General features: G+C 61.7%; 19 protein-coding genes and 2 pseudogenes. 13 read left to right on the top strand and 8 right to left on the bottom strand.

The features are described 5' to 3' along the window. Positions 1-186: 186 nt before the first annotated feature. Positions 187-975, bottom strand: a complete 789-nt coding sequence (locus ACIOMR_RS09915) for a helix-turn-helix domain-containing protein (RefSeq protein WP_003207977.1) — start codon at positions 973-975, stop codon at positions 187-189. An 85-nt stretch (positions 976-1,060) separates the two neighbouring features. On the opposite strand from ACIOMR_RS09915, the gene ACIOMR_RS09920 reads away from it, so the two are divergent. The 3 genes from ACIOMR_RS09920 (at position 1,061) to ACIOMR_RS09930 (ending at position 3,719) form a co-directional block, all read left to right on the top strand. After that, complete coding sequence (locus ACIOMR_RS09920; protein WP_087694198.1) at positions 1,061-2,059, top strand: bile acid:sodium symporter family protein; 999 nt, start codon at positions 1,061-1,063, stop codon at positions 2,057-2,059. Between the two features lie 88 nt (positions 2,060-2,147). Beyond that, positions 2,148-3,338, top strand: coding sequence for a sugar transporter (locus ACIOMR_RS09925; protein ID WP_177050112.1), 1,191 nt, complete (start codon positions 2,148-2,150; stop codon positions 3,336-3,338). A gap of 12 nt (positions 3,339-3,350) precedes the next feature. Beyond that, on the top strand, positions 3,351-3,719 hold the full coding sequence (locus tag ACIOMR_RS09930) for a lysozyme inhibitor LprI family protein (RefSeq protein WP_177055112.1): 369 nt from the start codon (positions 3,351-3,353) through the stop codon (positions 3,717-3,719). A gap of 9 nt (positions 3,720-3,728) precedes the next feature. Here ACIOMR_RS09930 and ACIOMR_RS09935 read toward each other — a convergent pair. After that, positions 3,729-3,809, bottom strand: a pseudogene (locus tag ACIOMR_RS09935) (outer membrane lipoprotein carrier protein LolA); the annotation flags it as partial. Positions 3,810-3,850: 41 nt separating this feature from the next. Next, positions 3,851-4,108, bottom strand: a complete 258-nt coding sequence (locus tag ACIOMR_RS09940) for a hypothetical protein (protein ID WP_401193773.1) — start codon at positions 4,106-4,108, stop codon at positions 3,851-3,853. A 563-nt stretch (positions 4,109-4,671) separates the two neighbouring features. Between ACIOMR_RS09940 and ACIOMR_RS09945 the strand changes: the two genes are divergently transcribed. Beyond that, positions 4,672-6,225, top strand: coding sequence for a transporter associated domain-containing protein (locus tag ACIOMR_RS09945; RefSeq protein ID WP_401193776.1), 1,554 nt, complete (start codon positions 4,672-4,674; stop codon positions 6,223-6,225). A gap of 79 nt (positions 6,226-6,304) precedes the next feature. Then, entirely contained in the window at positions 6,305-7,147 is an 843-nt protein-coding gene (locus ACIOMR_RS09950; protein ID WP_087694193.1) for a PhzF family phenazine biosynthesis protein, read from the top strand. On the opposite strand, the gene ACIOMR_RS09955 is transcribed toward ACIOMR_RS09950, so the two are convergent. Further along, positions 7,083-7,460 carry a co-chaperone YbbN gene (locus ACIOMR_RS09955; protein WP_087694192.1) on the bottom strand — a complete coding sequence of 126 codons (378 nt, stop codon included), beginning with the start codon at positions 7,458-7,460 and terminating at the stop codon, positions 7,083-7,085. The genes ACIOMR_RS09950 and ACIOMR_RS09955 overlap by 65 nt on opposite strands. Before the next feature lie 148 nt (positions 7,461-7,608). After that, a complete protein-coding gene (locus ACIOMR_RS09960; RefSeq protein ID WP_003207990.1) occupies positions 7,609-7,845 on the bottom strand; it encodes a hypothetical protein in 237 nt (78 codons plus the stop codon). A 336-nt stretch (positions 7,846-8,181) separates the two neighbouring features. Here ACIOMR_RS09960 and ACIOMR_RS09965 point away from each other — a divergent pair, with 336 nt between their 5' ends. From ACIOMR_RS09965 to ACIOMR_RS10000, 8 genes are all read left to right on the top strand, one after another. After that, positions 8,182-9,030: a transporter substrate-binding domain-containing protein gene (locus ACIOMR_RS09965; RefSeq protein WP_003207992.1), complete on the top strand. Its 849-nt coding sequence runs from the start codon at positions 8,182-8,184 to the stop codon at positions 9,028-9,030. Between the two features lie 52 nt (positions 9,031-9,082). Beyond that, on the top strand, positions 9,083-9,745 hold the full coding sequence (locus ACIOMR_RS09970; RefSeq protein WP_003207993.1) for an amino acid ABC transporter permease: 663 nt from the start codon (positions 9,083-9,085) through the stop codon (positions 9,743-9,745). Positions 9,746-9,754: 9 nt separating this feature from the next. Beyond that, a complete protein-coding gene (locus tag ACIOMR_RS09975) occupies positions 9,755-10,417 on the top strand; it encodes an amino acid ABC transporter permease (RefSeq protein WP_003207996.1) in 663 nt (220 codons plus the stop codon). Beyond that, positions 10,414-11,199: an amino acid ABC transporter ATP-binding protein gene (locus tag ACIOMR_RS09980; protein WP_003207998.1), complete on the top strand. Its 786-nt coding sequence runs from the start codon at positions 10,414-10,416 to the stop codon at positions 11,197-11,199. Before ACIOMR_RS09975 ends, ACIOMR_RS09980 begins: the two co-directional genes overlap by 4 nt. A gap of 23 nt (positions 11,200-11,222) precedes the next feature. Beyond that, a complete protein-coding gene (locus ACIOMR_RS09985; RefSeq protein ID WP_003208000.1) occupies positions 11,223-11,612 on the top strand; it encodes a RidA family protein in 390 nt (129 codons plus the stop codon). Positions 11,613-11,781: 169 nt separating this feature from the next. Further along, positions 11,782-12,546 carry an IclR family transcriptional regulator gene (locus tag ACIOMR_RS09990; RefSeq protein WP_003208002.1) on the top strand — a complete coding sequence of 255 codons (765 nt, stop codon included), beginning with the start codon at positions 11,782-11,784 and terminating at the stop codon, positions 12,544-12,546. 9 nt (positions 12,547-12,555) lie between these two features. Beyond that, positions 12,556-13,764, top strand: a complete 1,209-nt coding sequence (locus tag ACIOMR_RS09995) for an amino acid deaminase (RefSeq protein WP_401193785.1) — start codon at positions 12,556-12,558, stop codon at positions 13,762-13,764. Between the two features lie 129 nt (positions 13,765-13,893). Next, positions 13,894-14,802 carry a sugar kinase gene (locus tag ACIOMR_RS10000; protein ID WP_401193788.1) on the top strand — a complete coding sequence of 303 codons (909 nt, stop codon included), beginning with the start codon at positions 13,894-13,896 and terminating at the stop codon, positions 14,800-14,802. 116 nt (positions 14,803-14,918) lie between these two features. Here ACIOMR_RS10000 and ACIOMR_RS10005 read toward each other — a convergent pair. From ACIOMR_RS10005 to ACIOMR_RS10015, 3 genes and pseudogenes are all read right to left on the bottom strand, one after another. Continuing rightward, positions 14,919-15,209: pseudogene (locus ACIOMR_RS10005) on the bottom strand (peptidylprolyl isomerase); the annotation flags it as partial. A gap of 27 nt (positions 15,210-15,236) precedes the next feature. Then, positions 15,237-17,774, bottom strand: a complete 2,538-nt coding sequence (locus ACIOMR_RS10010; protein ID WP_023658930.1) for a PAS domain-containing protein — start codon at positions 17,772-17,774, stop codon at positions 15,237-15,239. Between the two features lie 135 nt (positions 17,775-17,909). Beyond that, positions 17,910-19,868 carry an acetoacetate--CoA ligase gene (locus ACIOMR_RS10015; protein ID WP_401193791.1) on the bottom strand — a complete coding sequence of 653 codons (1,959 nt, stop codon included), beginning with the start codon at positions 19,866-19,868 and terminating at the stop codon, positions 17,910-17,912. Positions 19,869-20,013: the final 145 nt, after the last annotated feature.

Genomic DNA, 20,013 nt, shown 5'->3' on the forward strand with positions numbered 1-20,013 from the left:
TGTGGGAGCTGTCGAGCTTTAGCGAGGCTGCGATGAGGCCCTGTCAGGCAATAGAGATGTCGACAGTCAGGCCGCCATCGCAGCCTCGCTAAAGCTCGACAGCTCCCACAGAGGACCGAGTTTCCACAGGGGAACCAGTTCCCATAGGAAACCCAGTTTTCGCTCTGGAGCTTCTTTGTCTGATGGTCAGCGGAAGAACTCACCGGGTGTGGCGTCGAACTGCTGGCGGAAGGCGTTGATGAAGGCCGAGGTGGATTCGTAGCCGCAGGCCAGCGCCACATCGGTCACGCGTTCGCCTTGTTCCAGGGCGGGCAGGGCGCTCAACAATCGCAGGCGCTGGCGCCATGCGCGGAAGGTCAGGCCGGTGTCGCTCAGGAACAGCCGGCTGAGGGTTTTCTCGCTGACCGCCAGTTTCTGGCTCCACTGCCCCAGGGTGGTTTGCTGCTCCGGGTGCAGGTTCAGGCTGCGGTAAATCTGCCGTAAGCGGCTGTCGGCGGGCAGCGGCAACATCAGGTCGACCTGGGGCGCGGCGGCCAGTTGGTCCAGCACCACTTGGGCCAGCCGTCCATCCGGGCCATCCTCGGCGTATTCCACCGGCAATTCACTGAAGCTGCGAATCAACTCGCGCAACAGGCTGCTCACCGCCAGCACCTGGCAGCGGTCGGCCGCCCAGGCGGTGACGCTGCAATCGAGGTACAGGCTGCGCATCTCGGTATGGGGCGAACTGAACACCCGGTGTGGCATGCCGGCCGGTATCCACACGGCCCGCTGGGGTGGCGCGACGAAGCGTCCTACGCTGGTCTGGATCTCCAGCACCCCGGATATTGCGTAGGACAACTGCACCCACGGGTGACTATGGCGGCGGGTCAGCGCGCGGTTGGGCAGGGATTCGGTGCGGCCATACACCGGCCTGGGCAGGCTGGAAAGCCCGGGCACGCTGCGGCGCACGGTTTTGTCATGTCCTTTTGGCGGCATTTACTGGCTCATTGGCGTTAGTCGGTAACAAGCCGTTACGTTAGAGTCGCGACGATGCTCTTGGCAACCCCTGGAAGATTGGCCTATGACCCGCCCACGCTTTTTACCTGACAACTTCACCCTGACCCTGGTGGCCACGGTGATCCTCGCGTCCCTGCTGCCCGCCAGCGGCCAGACCGCCGTGGCCTTTGGCTGGGTGACCAACCTGGCCATCGCGCTGCTGTTTTTCCTGCACGGCGCGAAACTGTCGCGCCAGGCCATTGTTGCCGGTGCGGGTCATTGGCGCCTGCACCTGCTGGTGTTCAGCCTGACCTTCGTGCTGTTTCCGTTGCTGGGCCTGGCGCTCAAGCCGGTGTTGTCGCCGCTGATCGGTAAAGACCTGTACATGGGCATGCTCTATTTGTGTGCGTTGCCCGCCACCGTGCAGTCGGCGATTGCCTTTACCTCGCTGGCCCGGGGCAATATCCCGGCGGCGATTTGCAGCGCGGCGGCGTCGAGCCTGTTCGGGATCTTCCTGACACCATTGCTGGTGACGTTGCTGCTGAATGTGCATGGCGATGGCGGCTCCACCGTCGATGCGATCCTGAAAATCAGTGTTCAATTGTTGCTACCGTTCATCGCCGGGCAGATCGCCCGTCGCTGGATCGGCGAGTGGGTAGGGCGTAACAAATCCTGGCTGAAGTTCGTCGACCAGGGCTCGATTTTGCTGGTGGTCTACGGCGCCTTCAGCGAAGCGGTCAACGAGGGCATCTGGCACCAGATTCCGTTGTGGGAACTGGGTGGCCTGGTGGTGGCGTGCTGTGTGTTGCTGGCGCTGGTACTGGTGGCGTCCACGGTGCTGGGCAAGGCTTTTGGCTTCAGCCAGGAAGACCGGATCACCATCCTGTTCTGCGGCTCGAAGAAAAGCCTGGCCACCGGTGTGCCGATGGCCCAGGTGTTGTTTGCCGGGGCGAGCATGGGGGTGCTGATTTTGCCGCTGATGCTGTTTCACCAGATCCAGTTGATGGTCTGCGCGGCGCTGGCCCAGCGCTATGCCAAGCGTCCTGAGTCGATTCCCGAGCTGATGGGGCAAGTCGATCCCTGAATCGTCGTGTTACTATTTTTTGCGCGCGGCTCAAGGCCCGGCATCGGGCCGGCTTGATCTGCGCGCAAACGAGTACGACGACCTGTCAATGAGCATTTCCGCCGCAACACCTCAAGCCAACTGGCAACCGGTCTTCGCTCTCGCGTTGGCCGCTTTCGTTTTCAATACCACCGAATTTGTACCGGTCGGCCTGCTGAGTGCCATCGGCGCGAGCTTCGACATGCCCATCGCCAGCGTCGGCCTGATGCTGACCATCTATGCCTGGATCGTGTCCCTGACCTCGCTGCCGGTGATGCTGCTGACCCGTAACGTCGAGCGGCGCAAGCTGCTGATCGTGCTGTTCGGCATGTTTATCGCCAGCCATATCCTGTCCAGCGTGGCCACCAGCTTTGGCATCCTGATGCTCAGCCGGGTCGGCATTGCCCTGTCCCATGCGTTGTTCTGGTCGATTACTGCCTCCCTCGCGGTGCGTTTGGCGCCGGAGGGCAAGCAGGTGCAGGCCCTTGGGTTGCTGGCTACCGGTACTTCCCTGGCGATGGTTCTGGGTATTCCGCTGGGCCGCTTGCTGGGCGAAGCCATGGGCTGGCGCACCACCTTCCTGGTGATCGGCGCGTTTGCCGCCGGGCTGGTGTTCTGGCTGGCGCGCACCTTGCCGCTGCTGCCGAGCCAGAACTCCGGTTCGCTGCGCAGCTTGCCGCTGTTGTTCAAGCGCCCGGCGCTGGTGGCGCTGTACGTGCTGACGGCGATGGTGGTGACGGCGCAGTTCACGGCCTACAGCTATGTTGAGCCGTTTGTTGAAGGTGTTGCCGGTATGAGTGGCAATACGGTGACCCTGATCCTGCTGGTGTTTGGCGGCGCGGGGATTATTGGTTCGTTGTTGTTCAGCCTGGTGCATCGCTTTAGCCCCCATCGTTTCCTGATCAGCGCGGTGGCCATACTGGCGCTGTGCCTGGCGTTGTTGTTGCCGTTGAGTGGCGAGGTATCGTACCTGGTGACCCTGAGTGTGTTCTGGGGCATGGCCATCATGGGTTTTGGCCTGGCGTTGCAATCGAAGGTACTGGTGCTGGCGCCGGATGCCACGGATGTGGCGATGGCGATGTTTTCCGGGATCTACAACATCGGTATTGGCGGTGGGGCGTTGATGGGCAGTTGGGTGGGCAGCCACTTTGGTTTTGCCTGGATCGGCGCGGCGGGCGGGTTGCTGGCAGCGGTGGCGTTGATTGGGTATTGCCTGGCGATTTATCGGTTTGGGCAGGGTGTGGCGCGTAGCCCTCTGTAGGAGGTAATTTTCATGGCAGTTCGTTTGATTAAACCGGCGGTATTCGCAGTGCTCGCCGGGTTTTCTGTGTTGTGGCTCAGCCCTGTGAGCCTGGCGGCCAGTTTTGACTGTGACCGGGCAAAGGCGGCTGACGAGAAAACTATCTGTGCCACGCGCTCCCTCAATGATCAGGACGTGACCATGGCGCTGCTTTATGACCTCAACCGGCACTTCATGGCCATGGGCGGGCGCGGTTCGTTGATGGATGATCAGGCTGTGTGGCTCAAGCAACGGCATACGTGCGGCGCCCAAGTCAGTTGCCTGAGCAAAGCCTATACGCAGCGGATTGCGATGTTGCGTAGCTTTATTGATGAGCGGGTGATGACGAAGGGGCCGTTCTGAACGGACGCTTACTGTAGGAGCGAGCTTGCTCGCGAAAAACCTGAGAGCGCCGTTGGGTGTCAGGCTTCCCGAGTTATCGTTGACGTCCATCGCGAGCAAGCTTGCTCCTACAGAAGCAGGGTGTGCTTTGTTCAGGCGTCGCTAGGTTGGATCCGGCGGCCTATTACGTCCATCAGGTCACAGCCATCGCGTAGAGGAATGGCGAGCAGGCGTGCAAAGTCGTGAAGCACGACGGCGTCACTGCTGATTTCTTCGCGGAAGGCGATATTTTCCAGCAGTTGGGTCACGGCGTTGATGCGGTAAGCGGCAGCCTGTTGGAGTACGTCGAGCGGCGCTTGGGTGTCGATGAGCAGGGAAGGGATGTCGCAATCGTTGCCTGTAAGGGGCATGTATCGATTCATGGTAAAGCCTCGGTCTAATTAATTGAGGCTGTCACCTATCGTCGCCAAACGAATGGGTGACAGCTGTACGCAGGTTGGCGAACCGGGACCGAGTTCCGGCAGACCCGAAGGTCTCCCGCGCACAGCTGCCATAAAGCAGCTTTGCGGGTGCGAAAGTGCCTGCAATCAAGCAGAGCGCTTTCGCATACGGTCAACGGATCGCCAAATCCGATCGCCATGTCGGGCGACCGGCGGACTATAAGCGCTGCCCTTCAACCCATGCAAGGCAATCGTCGACACGCTATCTATTACAGATCTTGTAATAGTTTTGCGTTGTAGGAAATCCCTGTTTCGCCTGTACGATTCAAGTCCTTTTCCCACAACAGGACCTACATGAACACCCTCTCGGAGCCTCCCAGTCGTCTTTCCCCAAGACATGCACTGTCGCCGTTCCCGCTGATCGCCTGCCTCCGGGCCAAGCATCCCGTCTTCCGATTGCCTACCCTTACCCGGTCCCTCGACCGTGCGTTGCCGTGCCCGGCATTCTGAAAAACTTGAAGAGATACTGAAAAATGGAATGGTTAGCGGATCCAACGGCCTGGCTCGGCCTGTTGACTTTGATTGTGCTGGAACTGGTGCTGGGCATCGACAACCTGGTGTTTATCGCGATCCTGGCGGACAAGCTGCCGCCGGAGCAGCGTGACCGTGCGCGTCTGATCGGTTTGTCCCTGGCGTTGCTGATGCGTCTGGGCTTGCTGGCAAGTATTTCCTGGTTGGTGACCCTGACCCAACCGCTGTTCGAGGTGTTCGACAAGAGTTTCTCGGGCCGTGACTTGATCATGCTGTTTGGTGGTGTGTTCCTGTTGTTCAAGGCCACCATGGAATTGCATGAGCGCCTTGAGGGGCATGTGGCTCAGCGCACTGGCAACGTGGCTTATGCGATGTTCTGGCCGATCGTTGCGCAGATTGTGGTGCTGGATGCGGTGTTCTCCCTCGATGCGGTGATTACCGCCGTGGGCATGGTGGATGAGCTGGCGGTGATGATGATCGCGGTGATCATTTCCATCGGCCTGATGATCGTTGCCAGCAAGCCGCTGACCCGTTTTGTCAACGCCCACCCGACGGTGATCATGCTGTGCCTGGGCTTCCTGATGATGATCGGTTTTGCCCTGACGGCCGAAGGCCTGGGCTTCCACATTCCCAAAGGCTATCTGTACGCGGCCATCGGCTTCTCGATCCTGATCGAGCTGTTCAACCAGATCGCCCGGTCGCGCCGCAAGAAGTCGGCCCAGGGCACGCTGCCGAGACGTGAGCGCACGGCCCATGCGGTAATGCGTTTGCTCGGCGGGCGTAATCTGGCAGTGGAGGAGGTAGGTGAAGAGGTCGCCGACCTGCTGGACAACCCCGATGCCAACGGCGGGCCGCTGTTCGATCGGCGCGAGCGGGTGATGATCAGTGGCGTGCTGCAACTGGCTGAACGCCCGATCCGTACGCTGATGACGCCTCGGGCGAAGGTGGACTCTATAGATTTGTCGGACGATCCCGACACTATCCGCCTGAAACTGATGCATTCGTCTTACTCGCGTCTGCCCTTGATCCGCGACGGTAATGTCGACGAGCCATTGGGCTTTGTGCACAAGAAGGAGTTGCTCAAGGAATACCTGGCCGGTAACGAGCCGAACCTGGAGCACCTGGCGCGCCGGGCGGTCAACTTGCTGGAGAGTTTTTCGATTCTCAATGCCCTGGAGCAGATGCGTCAGGAGTCGACTCACATTGCCTTCGTGATCAACGAATTTGGCGACTTTATCGGGGTGTTGAGCATGACCGACATCCTCGAGTCCATCGCCGGTGAGTTGCCGGATGCGAGTGAGGTCGAAGGCCCGGATATCATCGAGGAGGAGGGTGGTTTTCGCGTCAATGGCGCCTTGAACCTCAACCTGATCCGCCAGCGCACCGGCTTCAAGGCTGTGGCGACGGAGGATTACCAGACCCTGGCCGGGCTGGTGATGAGCCTGCTGGATCGACTGCCGGTGGTCGGTGACAGCCTGGAACATGAAGGCTGGCGCCTGACCGTGGCGGCGGTGGAGGAGCGGCGGGTCACGCAGGTGTTGCTGGCCCCTCTTTAACGGGTGAATTTCATTCGACGCTGGGCTGGCCTTTGGATAGCATCGCCGCTCACTGAACCGTTAAGGAAGGGTTACCCGAATGACTTTGGACGTGCTTAAGATTTCTGCATTCTGTGACGGCAACCAGGGCGGTAACCCTGCAGGTGTTTGGATCGGTGACAGCCTGCCGGAAGCTGTAGAAATGCAGCGTATCGCCCACGAAGTCGGGTTTTCGGAAACCGTATTTGCCTGCCCGCAGGATGACGGCTGGCGCGTGCGGTACTTCGCGCCGGAGTCCGAAGTTGCGTTTTGCGGGCATGCCACCATCGCCCTCGGTGCGGCCTTGAGCCTGGCGCTGGGCGATGGCGAATTCCACCTGGCGTTGAACAACGGCGATATTTCCGTCAGCGGCCGCAGCGAAGGCGACCTGATCGAGGCCGCGCTGCAATCCCCGCCAACCCGCAGCGCACCGGCCAACGATGCCCTGGTGGACGCGGGCCTGACCCTGTTCGGTTACACCCGCAATGACCTGGACCCGAGCATTCCGCCAGCGATCATCCATGCCGGCATCTCCCACCTGGTGCTGGCGCTCGACAGCCGCGCCAAACTCAGCCAGATGCACTATGAACTGGAGGCCGGTCGCCGCTACATGACCGACGCCGGGTTGGGTACCGTGGTGCTGGTGTTTGCCGAAAGCCCGACACTGTTCCACACCCGCAACCCGTTTGCGGTGGGCGGCGTGTACGAAGACCCGGCCACGGGTGCCGCGACCGCTGCCTTTGCCGGCTACCTGCGGGACCTGGGCTGGCCGCACAACGGGCGCATCGACATCATCCAAGGCGAGGACATGGGCAGCCGTTCGCGCTTGCAGGCGCAGATCACCGATGAAAAGGGTGCCTCGATTCGGGTTTCGGGGACGGCGCGGTTGATGTTGGAGGACTGATTCTGGTCCTGGCGAACGTCTCCCTCAGCGTTTTTTCGTCGAACCCCTCCAGCTTATTGATCATCTCGCCATTCTGGAAAACCAGCAGGGTAGGAGTGCCGGTAACCTCGGGATGCCTCGGGGTTCGGGCAGTGTCGAGCACCAGGCTTTTCACGGAGCTGGCGTATTTCCCGGCAATCCGTTCAAACAGTGGCCCGGCTTCCCCGCAGGCCGGGCAGTGCTGCGAAACAAACAGCATGAACACCGTTCTATGCGTCTTGAGCAACTGCTGATACTGCTCGGCATCGGCAATCACCGCCGTTGCAATTCCCATGATGATCTCCTTGAGCGAAAGGCCTGGCCCACGCTAATCCCGGCGATCAAAATCGTCTACTGTCAAAACTAACAGGTACCCACCTCCAACTGGCCCATTGTGGCGAGGGAGCTTGCTCCCGCTGGGCTGCGCAGCAGCCCCAAAGGATTCAACGCTCCGCCCGCTCCCGAGCCTTCTTCGCCAACCCCACGCACTGCTTATAGTCACCCTGATCCTTGGCATCCTTGGCCCTGCGATACCCATGATGATTCTGCGTGGTGTAGTTCGTACTGAACGCCGCCTTCAGCCTGACCAGCTCGGCCTTGCATTCGCGCCGGTCATCCTTGGCGAACACCTGGGTGGCAAATGCCAGCGACAACAACATAAGGACAAGACTGATCTTCATCTGAACGCGTTCCTTGGGGGGCTCGATCATCTGCCAAGACTAGCCCAGCCACGGAATTCTTCCATCCGGCCACTGCACCGCTTTCGTGCACGGTAACGACCCGCCCCCGCACCCAAATGTGGCCTGTCACCCCGGTGTGTAGCCAACGGTAGCAACCTGATTGCAGCGGCTGGCCCAGTGCCTTATCGCTGATAAAAATCTATCCCGTTGATTTAAAAAGAAATTAATCCAGAAATATTTTTCTGTTACTGCGTGTGGCACACTTTCTGCTGTCTATTCCGTTGTTACATACTAAGTTCCGGTATAGCGGAATACACAATCCCTGGAGTGCTTGTCATGCATCACCGACCTTCCGTGTTCAAAGCGTGTGTTTTTCTCTTCGCCGCATCGGCTTCCCTCGCCAGCGTAGTGCAGGCGGCGGACAGCAAGCTCGATACAGTGCTCAAGCGTGGGCACCTGATCGTGGGTACAGGCAGTACCAATGCGCCGTGGCACTTCCAGGGAGCGGATGGCAAGTTGCAGGGTTTTGACATCGACATCGGCCACATCGTGGCCAAGGGTCTGTTCAATGACCCGAGCAAAGTCGAATACGTGGTGCAGTCTTCCGATGCCCGCATTCCCAACCTGTTGACCGACAAGGTCGACATGAGCTGCCAGTTCATCACCGTCACGGCAAGCCGTGCGCAGCAGGTGGCCTTCACCCTGCCGTACTACCGCGAAGGTGTGGGCCTGCTGCTGCCGGCCAACAGCAAGTACAAGGAAATCGAAGACCTGCAGGCCGCTGGCGACAGCGTCACCGTGGCCGTGCTGCAGAACGTCTACGCCGAAGAACTGGTGCACCAGGCATTGCCCAAAGCCAAGGTCGACCAGTACGACAGCGTCGACCTGATGTACCAGGCCGTGAACTCCGGGCGTGCCGACACCGCCGCCACCGACCAGTCCTCGGTCAAGTACCTGATGGTGCAAAACCCGGGCCGCTACCGCAGCCCGAGCTACGCCTGGAGCCCGCAAACCTATGCGTGCGCCGTCAAGCGTGGCGACCAGGACTGGCTGAACTTCGTCAACACCGCCCTGCATGAAGCCATGACCGGTGTGGAATTCCCAATGTACAAGGCCTCGTTCAAGCAATGGTTCGGTGTGGACCTGCCAGAGCCTGCGATCGGTTTCCCGGTTGAGTTCAAGTAATTCGTAAACCCTGGGGCGTCGCTGACGGCGCCCCAATCAGGTACTGCCGACCATGAACTATCAGTTGAACTTTGCCGCTGTGTGGCGCGATTTCCCCAGCTTGCTGGCGGGGCTCGGCCTAGGCCTTGAACTGGCACTGCTGTCCATCGCCATCGGTTGCGTGATCGGCCTGTTGATGGCGTTTGCGATGCTGTCCAAACACCGTGCGCTGCGCATCGTGGCCTCGGTGTATGTGACGGTGATCCGCAACACCCCGATCCTGGTGCTGATCCTGTTGATCTACTTCGCCTTGCCCAGCCTGGGTATCCGGCTGGACAAGATCCCCTCGTTCATCATCACCCTGTCGTTGTACGCCGGTGCCTACCTCACCGAAGTCTTCCGCGCAGGCCTGCTGAACATTCCCAAGGGGTTGCGTGAAGCGGGCCTGGCCATTGGCCTGGGCGAATGGCGTATCCGCGCGTACATCACCGTGCCGGTGATGCTGCGCAACGTGCTGCCGGCGCTGTCGAACAACTTCATTTCGCTGTTCAAGGACACCTCCCTGGCCGCCGCGATCGCGGTGCCGGAGCTGACCTATTACGCCCGCAAGATCAACGTCGAAAGCTACCGGGTGATTGAAACCTGGATGGTCACGACCGCGCTCTACGTGGCTGCCTGTTACCTCATTGCCATGCTGCTCCGTTACCTGGAACAGCGTTTGGCAATTCGCCGCTAAGGAGCGCCCATGTACGAATCCCCCAGCTGGCTGCATGAGTTGTGGATCGCCCGGGAAACCCTCTGGGCGGGGTTCCAGACCAGCGTCTACTGCTCGGCCCTGGCCATTATCTTCGGCACCCTGATCGGCATCGTCGCCGGCTTGGTACTGACCTACGGCAAATTCTGGATGCGCGCACCGTTTCGCCTGTACGTCGACCTGATCCGCGGTACGCCGGTGTTTGTGCTGGTATTGGCGTGCTTCTACATGCTGCCGGCGCTTGGCTGGCAGATCACTGCGTTCCAGGCCGGTGCCGTGGGCCTGACGCTGTTCTGCGGCTCTCACGTTTCGGAAATCGTGCGCGGTGCATTGCAGGCCATTCCCAAGGGGCAACTGGAAGCGGGCAAGGCCATCGGCCTGACCTTCTATCAATCCCTGGGCTACGTGCTGTTACCCCAGGCGCTGCGGCAGATCCTGCCGACCTGGGTCAACTCGTCCACCGAAATCGTCAAGGCTTCCACCTTGCTGTCGGTGATCGGTGTGGCCGAGCTGCTCCTCAGCACCCAACAGGTCATCGCCCGGACGTTCATGACCCTGGAGTTCTACCTGTTTGCAGGCTTTATGTTTTTTGTCATCAACTACGCCATCGAATTGTTGGGGCGTTACATTGAAAAGCGGGTGGCGTTGCCATGAACCAACTCTCAAAAGAAAGCCAGCCACTGCTGAACATTCGCGGCCTGCGTAAACAGTACGGCCCGGTGGAAGTGCTCAAGGGCGTCGACCTGAGCATGCAGCGCGGCAACGTCGTGACATTGATCGGCTCCAGCGGTTCGGGCAAGACCACGCTGCTGCGTTGCGTCAACCTGCTGGAAGAATTCCAGGGCGGCCAGATCACCCTCGACGGTGAATCCATCGGCTACAGCGAGGTCGGCGGCAAGCGCGTGCGCCACCCGGAGCGGGTGATCTCCCAGCACCGCGCGATGACCGGCATGGCGTTCCAGCAGTTCAACCTGTTCCCGCACCTGACCGCCTTGCAGAACGTCACCCTGGGCCTGCTCAAGGTCAAGAAGATGGGCAAGGACGAAGCGGTTGCACTGGCGGAAAAATGGCTGGACCGTGTCGGCCTGCTGGAGCGCCGCAATCACTTCCCGGGCCAACTGTCGGGCGGCCAGCAACAGCGCGTGGCGATTGCCCGGGCGATTGCGATGAACCCGAGCCTGATGCTGTTCGACGAAGTCACCTCGGCCCTGGACCCGGAACTGGTGGGCGAAGTGCTCAGCGTAATCAAGGGTTTGGCGGAAGAGGGCATGACCATGTTGCTGGTCACCCACGAAATGCGCTTTGCCTATGAGGTCTCGGACAAGATCGTCTTCATGAACCAGGGCCGCATTGAAGAACAAGGGCCGCCGAAGGACATTTTCGAACGCCCGCAATCGCCGCGACTGGCGGAATTTCTCAAGAACATTCGTTTTTAAATCATCACTTCAGGAGATCCATTATGAGCATTACTCGTTACGGCACCGGCGCCACTGCAGGCGGCGGCCAGCCTCGTCCTTTCGCCCGCGCGGTGGAAGCAGATGGCTGGTTGTACGTGTCGGGCCAGGTGCCGGCGGTGGACGGTGAAATCATCACGGGCGGGATCGTCGAGCAGACCCACCAGACCATGCGCAACGTGGTGGCGATTCTCGAAGAAGCCGGCTACGCCCTTGAAGACGTGGTGCGCGTCGGTGTATGGCTGGAAGACCCACGGGACTTCTGGAGCTTCAACAAAGTCTTCGGCGAATACTTCAACCCGGAACATGCTCCGGCGCGGGCGTGTGTGCAGGCGAACATGATGGTCGATTGCAAGGTTGAGATCGATTGCGTGGCCTACAAGAAAAAAGGCTAAATGCCCGTCTCTTGAGACCACAGGAGACCCAATGTGGGAGCGGGCTTGCTCGCGAAAGCGGTGGATCAGTTGTAGATGTATTCACTGACACACCGCTTTCGCGAGCAAGCCCGCTCCCACAGGGGGTCTGTGTTGATAGCTACATCTTCAAACGGGACCGACGACTGCCATGACCGAAGACACCATCAAACGCCGCGCCAAAGGCCTCGACCGGGCGTTCGATATCCTCGATTTCCTCAAGGAAATCGGCCAGCCCCTGCGCCCGAATGACATCGCCAGCGGCATCGGCAGCCCCAAATCCACGGTCTACGAGCTGGTGGCCTCGCTGCTGGAACGGCGCATCCTCGAAACCGTCGGCAAGGACGGTCACGTCTACCTCGGCCGTCAGCTGTACTTCCTCGGCCAGGCCCACCTGCGCCATTTCGACCTGACCCGCGAAGCCGACCACGCCCTGCAGGAAATCGTCAGCCAAACCCACGAAACCGCCCAGATGTGCCTGCTCAATGGCCGCAAATACACCGTGGCCCTGATGCGCGAAGGCGAGCGGCATTTCCGCATTTCCTCAGACATCGGCGAGAACGCGCCGATCCCCTGGACCGCCTCCGGCCGCCTGCTGCTGGGCCACCTGAGCGACCAGCAAATCATCGACCTGATCGACTACGACGACTTCATCCTCCCGGACGGTCAGCGCCTGCCTCTGGAAACCTTCCTCGGGCAAATCCGTCAGGCCACCCTCGACGGATTCTTCTCCTTCGACAGTGTCGCCGACACCTTTACCCACTGCTTTGCCGCCCCGGTCCGGGACGCCCAAGGCATCAGCATTGCGACCCTGTGCATCGTCGCCCCACGGGCCGATGCGATCAAAAACTACAACGACTACCGCCGGGTGCTGATCGACAGTGCGAACAACCTGGCCCGTCGCATCAACGAATAGGAAACCCTTATGTCTGCCTTCAATGCCGTTGAAAAAGGCGCCGCCGCCATCGGTGCACATCTGGTCCGTGACGTCAGCCTGCCAGCCCTGGTGTTGCACCGTGACGCCCTGGAACACAACATCCGCTGGATGCAGGATTTCGTCAGCAACAGCGGTGCGCAATTGGCGCCTCACGGCAAGACCAGCATGATGCCCGCGCTGTTCCAGCGGCAGATCGAGCAGGGCGCCTGGGGCATCACCCTGGCCAACGCCGTGCAGACCCGCGCTGCGTACGCCGGTGGGGTTCGCCGGGTGTTGATGGCCAACCAACTGGTGGGCGCGCCGAACATGGCGCTGATCGCCGACCTGCTGGCCGACCCCGAATTCGACTTCCACTGCATGGTCGACCACCCGGACAACGTCGCCGACCTGGGCCTGTTCTTCGCCGCCCGTGGCCTGCGCTTGAACGTGATGATCGAATACGGCGTGGTCGGCGGGCGTTGCGGTTGCCGCACCGAACAACAGGTGCTCGACCTGGCCAAGGCGATCAATGCCCAGCCTGCGCTGGCCCTCACCGGCATCGAAGGCTACGAAGGGGTGATCCATGGCGAGCACGCCATCAGTGGCATCCGCGAATTCGCCGCCTCCCTGGTACGCCTGGCCGTCGACCTGCAAAACAGCGGCGCCTTCGACCTGGCCAAGCCCATCATTACCGCCTCGGGTTCGGCCTGGTACGACCTGATTGCCGAATCCTTCGAAGCCCAGAACGCCGCTGGCCGCTTCCTCAGCGTATTGCGCCCGGGCAGCTACGTGGCTCACGACCACGGCATCTACAAAGACGCGCAGTGCTGCGTACTGGATCGTCGCAGCGACCTCAACGAAGGCCTGCGCCCGGCGCTGGAAGTCTGGGCCCATGTGCAGTCGCTGCCGGAGCCGGGCTTTGCGGTGATCGCCCTGGGCAAGCGCGACGTCGCCTACGACGCCGGCCTGCCGGTGCCGCTCAAGCGCTACAAGGCTGGCGTGCTGCCAGCCGAGGGTGATGACGTGACCGCGTGCAAGGTCACCGCCGTGATGGACCAGCATGCGTTCATGGTCGTCGCACCGGGGGTTGAGTTGCGCATTGGCGACATCATCTCCTTCGGCACATCCCACCCGTGCCTGACCTTCGACAAGTGGCAAGTGGGTAATCTGGTGGATGAGCAGTTGCAGGTGATCGAAAGCCTGCATACCTGCTTCTAGACCGAGTCGCGCCTTTCGCGAGCAAGCCCGCTCCCACATTCGACCGAGTTCCTTCAGTTGAAATGCATTCAAATGTGGGAACGGGCTTGCTCGCGAAGAGGCCCTCCAGTACATCGAGAGACCCCAGGCATGAACACAAAACCGCGCATCGCCCTGATCGGCGAATGCATGATCGAACTGCAACACCGCGCCGACGGCAGCCTGCAACAAAGCTTCGGCGGCGACACCCTGAACGCCGCCGTCTACCTGCGCCGCGAACTGGGTGAACCGAGCACCGTCGACTACGTCACCGCCCTGGGCGATGACAGCTTCAGCGATGCCATGTGCAAGCACTGGGCCGAAGAAGGCCTGGGCCTGGGCATGGTCCAGCGCCTGCCCGGGCGCCTGCCGGGTTTGTACTGCATCCAGACCGATGCCAACGGCGAGCGCAAATTCCTCTACTGGCGCAATGAAGCGGCCGTGCGCGACTGCTTCACCACACCGGCGGCCGAGCCGATCCTGGCAGCGTTGCCGACGTACGACGTGGTGTATTTCAGCGGCATCACCCTGGCGGTGCTAGGCGAAGTGGGCCGTGCGCGCCTGCTGGAAACCCTGGTCGAAACCCGCAAGCGCGGCGGCAAGGTGGTGTTCGACAACAACTACCGGCCACGCCTGTGGGCCAGCGTGGACGCCGCACGCGCGGCGTATCACGCGGTGTTGGCCGAGGTGGATATCGCCTTGCTGACCGAGGATGACGAACGGGCGTTGTTCGGCTATGAAGACAGCGAGCAGGTGTTTGCGGCGTACCCGACGATTGCCGAGGTGGCGCTCAAGCGCGGGGCGGATGCGTGTTTGATTCGCTGGGAGGATGAGCGGTTCGAGGTGCCGGCGCTGGTGGTGGAGAAGGTGGTCGACACTACGGCGGCGGGGGATTCGTTCAGTGCGGCGTACCTGGCCAGTCGGCTCAAGGGCGGCTCGCCGCAGGATGCAGCACTGGCCGGGCATCGGTTGGCGAGCCGGGTGATTCAGGTGCCGGGTGCACTTATTCCCCGAGACTAACGCTGATCGTTCCCACGCTCCGCGTGGGAATGCAGCCAGGGACGCTCTGCGTCCCAAGAGCGGACGCAGAGCGTCAGGTGAGGCATTCCCACGCGGAGCGTGGGAACGATCAGCCATCAATCGCGGTAAAACACTTGCACCAGGTGATACCCGAACTTGCTCTTGATCGGCCCATGAACCACCTTCACGGGCTTCTTGAAGATCACCGCATCAATCACCCCCACCATCTGCCCCGGCCGCACTTCACCCAAATCACCGCCGCGCTTGGCGGAAGGGCAGGTGGAGTACTTCTTGGCCAACACATCAAACGCTTCGCCCTTGGCAATACGCTGCTTGAGCTGTTCGGCTTCCTCACTGGTTTTCACCAGAATGTGACGGGCTTGGGCTTTCATTGATCGGTCCTGATGTGAAACGGCGCGCGATTATGCCTGAAGTCAGGCCTCTGAGCTGATCATGCTGCGGATTTTGTTGGCCAGCAGGTCAATCGAAAACGGCTTGGCCACCATGTCCATGCCTTCCTCCAGGAACCCCTGGCGCTCGGCGGCTTTCTCGGCGTAACCGGTCATGAACAGCACCTTCAGGTCCGGCCGGTGTTGCCGGGCGATTTCCGCCAGTTGCCTGCCGTTCATCCCCGGCAAGCCCACATCAGTCACCAGCAAATCCACGCGCAAGTCGGACTCCAGCAACGGCAGCGCCGCCCGTGCATCCGCCGCCTGGTGTGCGGTGTAGCCCAGTTCATCCAGCACATTCACCACCAGCATCCGCACTGCCGGGTCGTCCTCGACCACCACCACGGCTTCGCCTTCCAGCGCTACCGGGGCTTCGCCCTGGGTAGCGGGCGTGGTCCGCTCCAGTGCCGTGCCATGCAGGCGCGGCAGGTACAGGCGCACGCAGGTGCCCTGGCCCGGTTCGCTTTGGATGGTCACGTGGCCGCCGGATTGCTGTGCAAACCCATAGATCATCGACAGCCCAAGCCCGGTACCCTGGCCGATGGGCTTGGTGGTGAAGAACGGGTCGAAGGCCTTGGCGAGGATTTTCGCGGTCATGCCTGCGCCGTTGTCGCTCACGCCGAGCATCACATAGTCGCCGGCCTTGACCGGTTCCAGGGTGGTGATATCGGTGCCGTCGAGGTAGCTGTTGGCGGTTTCGATGCACAATTGCCCACCGTCGGGCATCGCATCGCGGGCGTTGATCACCAGGTTGAGCAGGGCGTTTTCCAGCTGGCTGGCGTCGGTGTTCACCGGCCACACGTCGGTGCCCAGTTGCACCTTGAGTTCGATGTGCGCGCCCTTGGTGCGGCGGAACAGGTCTTCCAGGGACGCCACCAATTGATTCGGGTCGACCGGCTTGCGGTCCAGGGATTGGCGACGGGAGAAGGCCAGCAGGCGATGGGTCAGCGCAGCGGCGCGATGAGCCGAGGATACGGCGGCGTCGGTGAAACGGCCGATCTCGTCGCTGCGCCCGGCGGCGATATAGCGTTGCATCAGGTCCAGGCTGCCGATGATCCCGGTGAGCATGTTGTTGAAGTCATGGGCGATGCCGCCGGTGAGCTGGCCGACCGCTTCCATCTTCTGGGCATGGCGCAGGGCGTCTTCGGCACGCTCGCGCTCGAACATCTCGTTTTGCAGGCGCTGGTTGGCTTCGGCCAGGGCCTGGGTGCGCTGGCTGACGCGCTCTTCGAGGTTTTCGTTGAGGTGGCGCAGGGCTTCCTCGGTCAGTTTGCGCTCGGTCTCGTCGATCACAAAAATATAGAAACCGTTGACTGACCCGTCAGCGCTGAAACGCGGCAGGTACTTCATCAGCGCGTGGCGTGGCCGCCCGTCATGGTGCGGGGTGACGGTAACGAAACTGCAGGCCTTGCCCTTGAGCGCCGCCTCGATCTTGTCGACGCGCCCGGCATAGATTTCGTCGCCCACGACTTCGCGGATGCTCTTGCCGTACAACTCCTGCGGGGTCATGCCGTACCATTCCAGATAGGCACTGTTGTTCAGGCGAAAACGCTGCTCGTGGTCGACATAACCGATCAACACCGGCATGGCGTTGATGATCAGTTGCAGCTCGGTCTGGCTTTGGCGCAGGGCCTGTTCGGTGTGCTTGCGTTCGGTCAGGTCGAGGGCGGCGCCGAGAAAACGCGCCGGTCGGCCATGGTGGTCCTTGTAGCAGCGGCCCCGGGCAAACACCCAGCGCACTTCGCCGTCGGCGCGCTGCAGGCGGTATTCCTCGGCGTACTCGGTGCCGTGGGTGATGCAGTGCTTGATGCTGCGGGCCACCATGCCACGGTCTTCGGGGTGCACGCCTTGCAGGTAGTCGCTGATGGGCAGCAGGTCGGCGTCGCACGGGTCAACACCGTGCAGTTGGGCGAAATGGGCGTCGGCGATAAAGCGGTCTTCGCCGATATCCCAGTCCCAGGTGCCCACGGCATCGGTGGCGGCCAGGGCCAGCTGCAGGCGCTGCTCGGTGTTGCGCTGGGCCTTGAGGCTGTTTTCGGTGCGCTGCTGCAGTTCCAGGGCGATGCGCCGGCGCTCGTTGGTTTCGATGGCGGTAATCAGGATCCCGGCGACCTCGCCGCGCTCGTCGCGGATCGGGCTGTAGGTCAGGTCGAGCCAGATCTCGGTGTCGCGGTCGTTGCGCTGCAGGACGAAACGCTGCTCGGTGAAGGTGCGCACCTGGCCCATGAGGACGGCGCTGTAGATCGGGTCGGTAAACGGCTTGAGCTCAGGCCAGATCAGGTCAGCCGGTTGGCCGAAGGCGGCCGGATGCTTGTTGCCCGCCAGCATCGCGAAGCCATCGTTGTAGATCTGGGTGAGTTCGGCGCCCCACAGCAACAGCATCGGCATCGGTGAATGGATCACGATGTCCACGGCTGTACGGAGGCTTTGCGGCCAATCAATGGCGTCACCGAGGGGGCTTCGTGCCCAGTCCAGCCGCGCAATCAGTGCTGCGGCCTCGCTGCCGGTGGGTGATACGTTCATGTAAATGCCCTGCGCGTAACGCTTGAAGAATGACAAAAGCCGATTATCCCGCGACCCGGGGCCGGCTTTCCACCCTCGAAAAATAGCATGCTTGAGGGGTTTGTCTTCAAATGAGTGCTTAAAGGCTAAAACGTTTCATCTTTCTGCCAGCTCCCGGCGATCACGAAATTGCTCCAGCGCTTCGGGGTTGGCCAGTGCGTCGGTGTTCTTGACCGCCTCGCCATGCACCACGTTGCGCACCGCCAGCTCGACGATCTTGCCGCTGATGGTGCGCGGGATATCCGTCACCGCGAGGATCTTCGCCGGCACGTGGCGCGGCGTGGTGTTGGCGCGGATCACCTGGCGGATCTGCTGCTCCAGGCCGTCGTCCAGTTCGATGCCATCGTTGAGGCGCACAAACAGCACCACCCGCACGTCATCCTGCCAGCGTTGGCCGATGGCCAGGCTTTCCAGGACCTGAGGCACTTTTTCCACCTGGCGGTAGATCTCCGCGGTGCCGATGCGCACCCCTCCGGGGTTGAGCACCGCATCCGAGCGGCCATGGATCAGCAGGCTGCCATTGGGCCGCTGTTCGGCGTAGTCGCCCTGGGCCCACACGCCCGGGAACTGGCTGAAATACGAGGCCCGCAGTTTTTCCTGGTGCGGGTCATTCCACAGACCGATAGGCATTGCGGGGAAGTGCCGGGTGCACACCAGTTCGCCTTTTTCGCCCACCATCGGGTGGCCCTGGTCGTCCCACACTTCGATAGCCATTGCCAGGCTCTTGCACTGCATCTCGCCACGGCGCACCGGCAGCACCGGGTTGCCGATCACGAAGCAGGACACGATATCGGTGCCACCCGACATCGACGACAGGCATAGCTCGGGCTTGATCTCGCGGTACACGTAGTCGTAGCTCTGGGGCGACAGCGGCGAGCCGGTAGAAATCAGGCCCTTGAGGCTGCCCAGGTCATGGCTCAGCCGCGGTTGCAGCCCGGCCTTCTCCAGGGTGGCGAGGAACTTGGGGCTGGTGCCGAACACGCTGATTTTTTCCTGGTCGATCAGGTCCATCAGGCGTTCCGGCCCGGGGTGAAACGGCGAGCCGTCATACAGCACCGCCGTGGCGCCGATGGCCAGTACCGACACCAGCCAGTTCCACATCATCCAGCCGCAGGTGGTGTAGTAGAACAGGCAGTCGTCCCGCGACAGGTCGGCGTGCAGGCCGTGTTCCTTGAGGTGGGTGAGCAATACGCCGCCGGTGCCGTGGATGATGCACTTGGGCACGCCGGTGGTGCCGCTGGAATAGAGGATGTACAGGGGCTGATCGAAGGGCACGGCGACGAAATCGGGCTCACCGCCGGGGCTGTAGAAGTCGTCCCAGAGTGCGACGTGGGCCCGGGTCTGATACTCCTCGGGCCGGGCTTGCGGGCGGGCATACGGCACGATGATCAATTGTTGCAGGGACGGCAGCCGTTCGAGGATTTCATTGAGCTTGCTGCTTTGGTCGATGAGCTTGCCGGCGTAGCGGTAACCGGCGCAGGTGATCAGCACCTTGGGTTCTATCTGGCCGAAGCGGTCGATCACGCCCTGGGTGCCGAAGTCCGGCGAGGAGCACGACCAGATGGCGCCGAGGCTGGTGGTGGCGAGCATGCCCACCAGGGTTTGCCAGGTGTTGGGCATGCACGCGGCCACCCGGTCCCCCACGCCCACGCCGGCCGCCCGCAGGCTGCGCTGCAGGCCGGCGACATGGCGGGCCAGTTCGGCGTAGGTCAGTTGCTCGCGCTGGCCGTCTTCGCTGATCGCGACCACGGCGGGGTGATCGTCGCGGCGGCGCAGCAGGTGTTCGGCAAAGTTCAGGGTAGCGCCGGGAAACCACTGGGCGCTGGGCATCTCGGCGTCTTCGATCAGCACCGCGCTGGGCGGCGTGCGGAACTGCACGTCGAAGAACTCGACAATCGACTGCCAGAAGTCCGGGCGCTGGTCGATGCTCCACTGGTGCAGGGCCGGGTAGTCGCTGATCTGCAAGGCATGGCGATCATTGATGAAGCGCCGGAACTGGTCCATCCGGGTGTTGTGGATGCGTTCGGGGGAGGGTTGCCAGAGTATTTCGGACATCAGGAAATCTCTTTTTTATTATCTGATCTATCTAACGACACCGATCAAAATGTGGGAGCGGGGGGGGGGGGGGGGGGGGGGGGGGGGGGGTGGGGGTTGGGGGGGGGGGGGGGGCCAAAGAACAGGGGCGACGCCGCACCCCCAA

Source organism: Pseudomonas sp. NPDC087814, assembly GCF_044742865.1.
Classification (GTDB): domain Bacteria; phylum Pseudomonadota; class Gammaproteobacteria; order Pseudomonadales; family Pseudomonadaceae; genus Aquipseudomonas.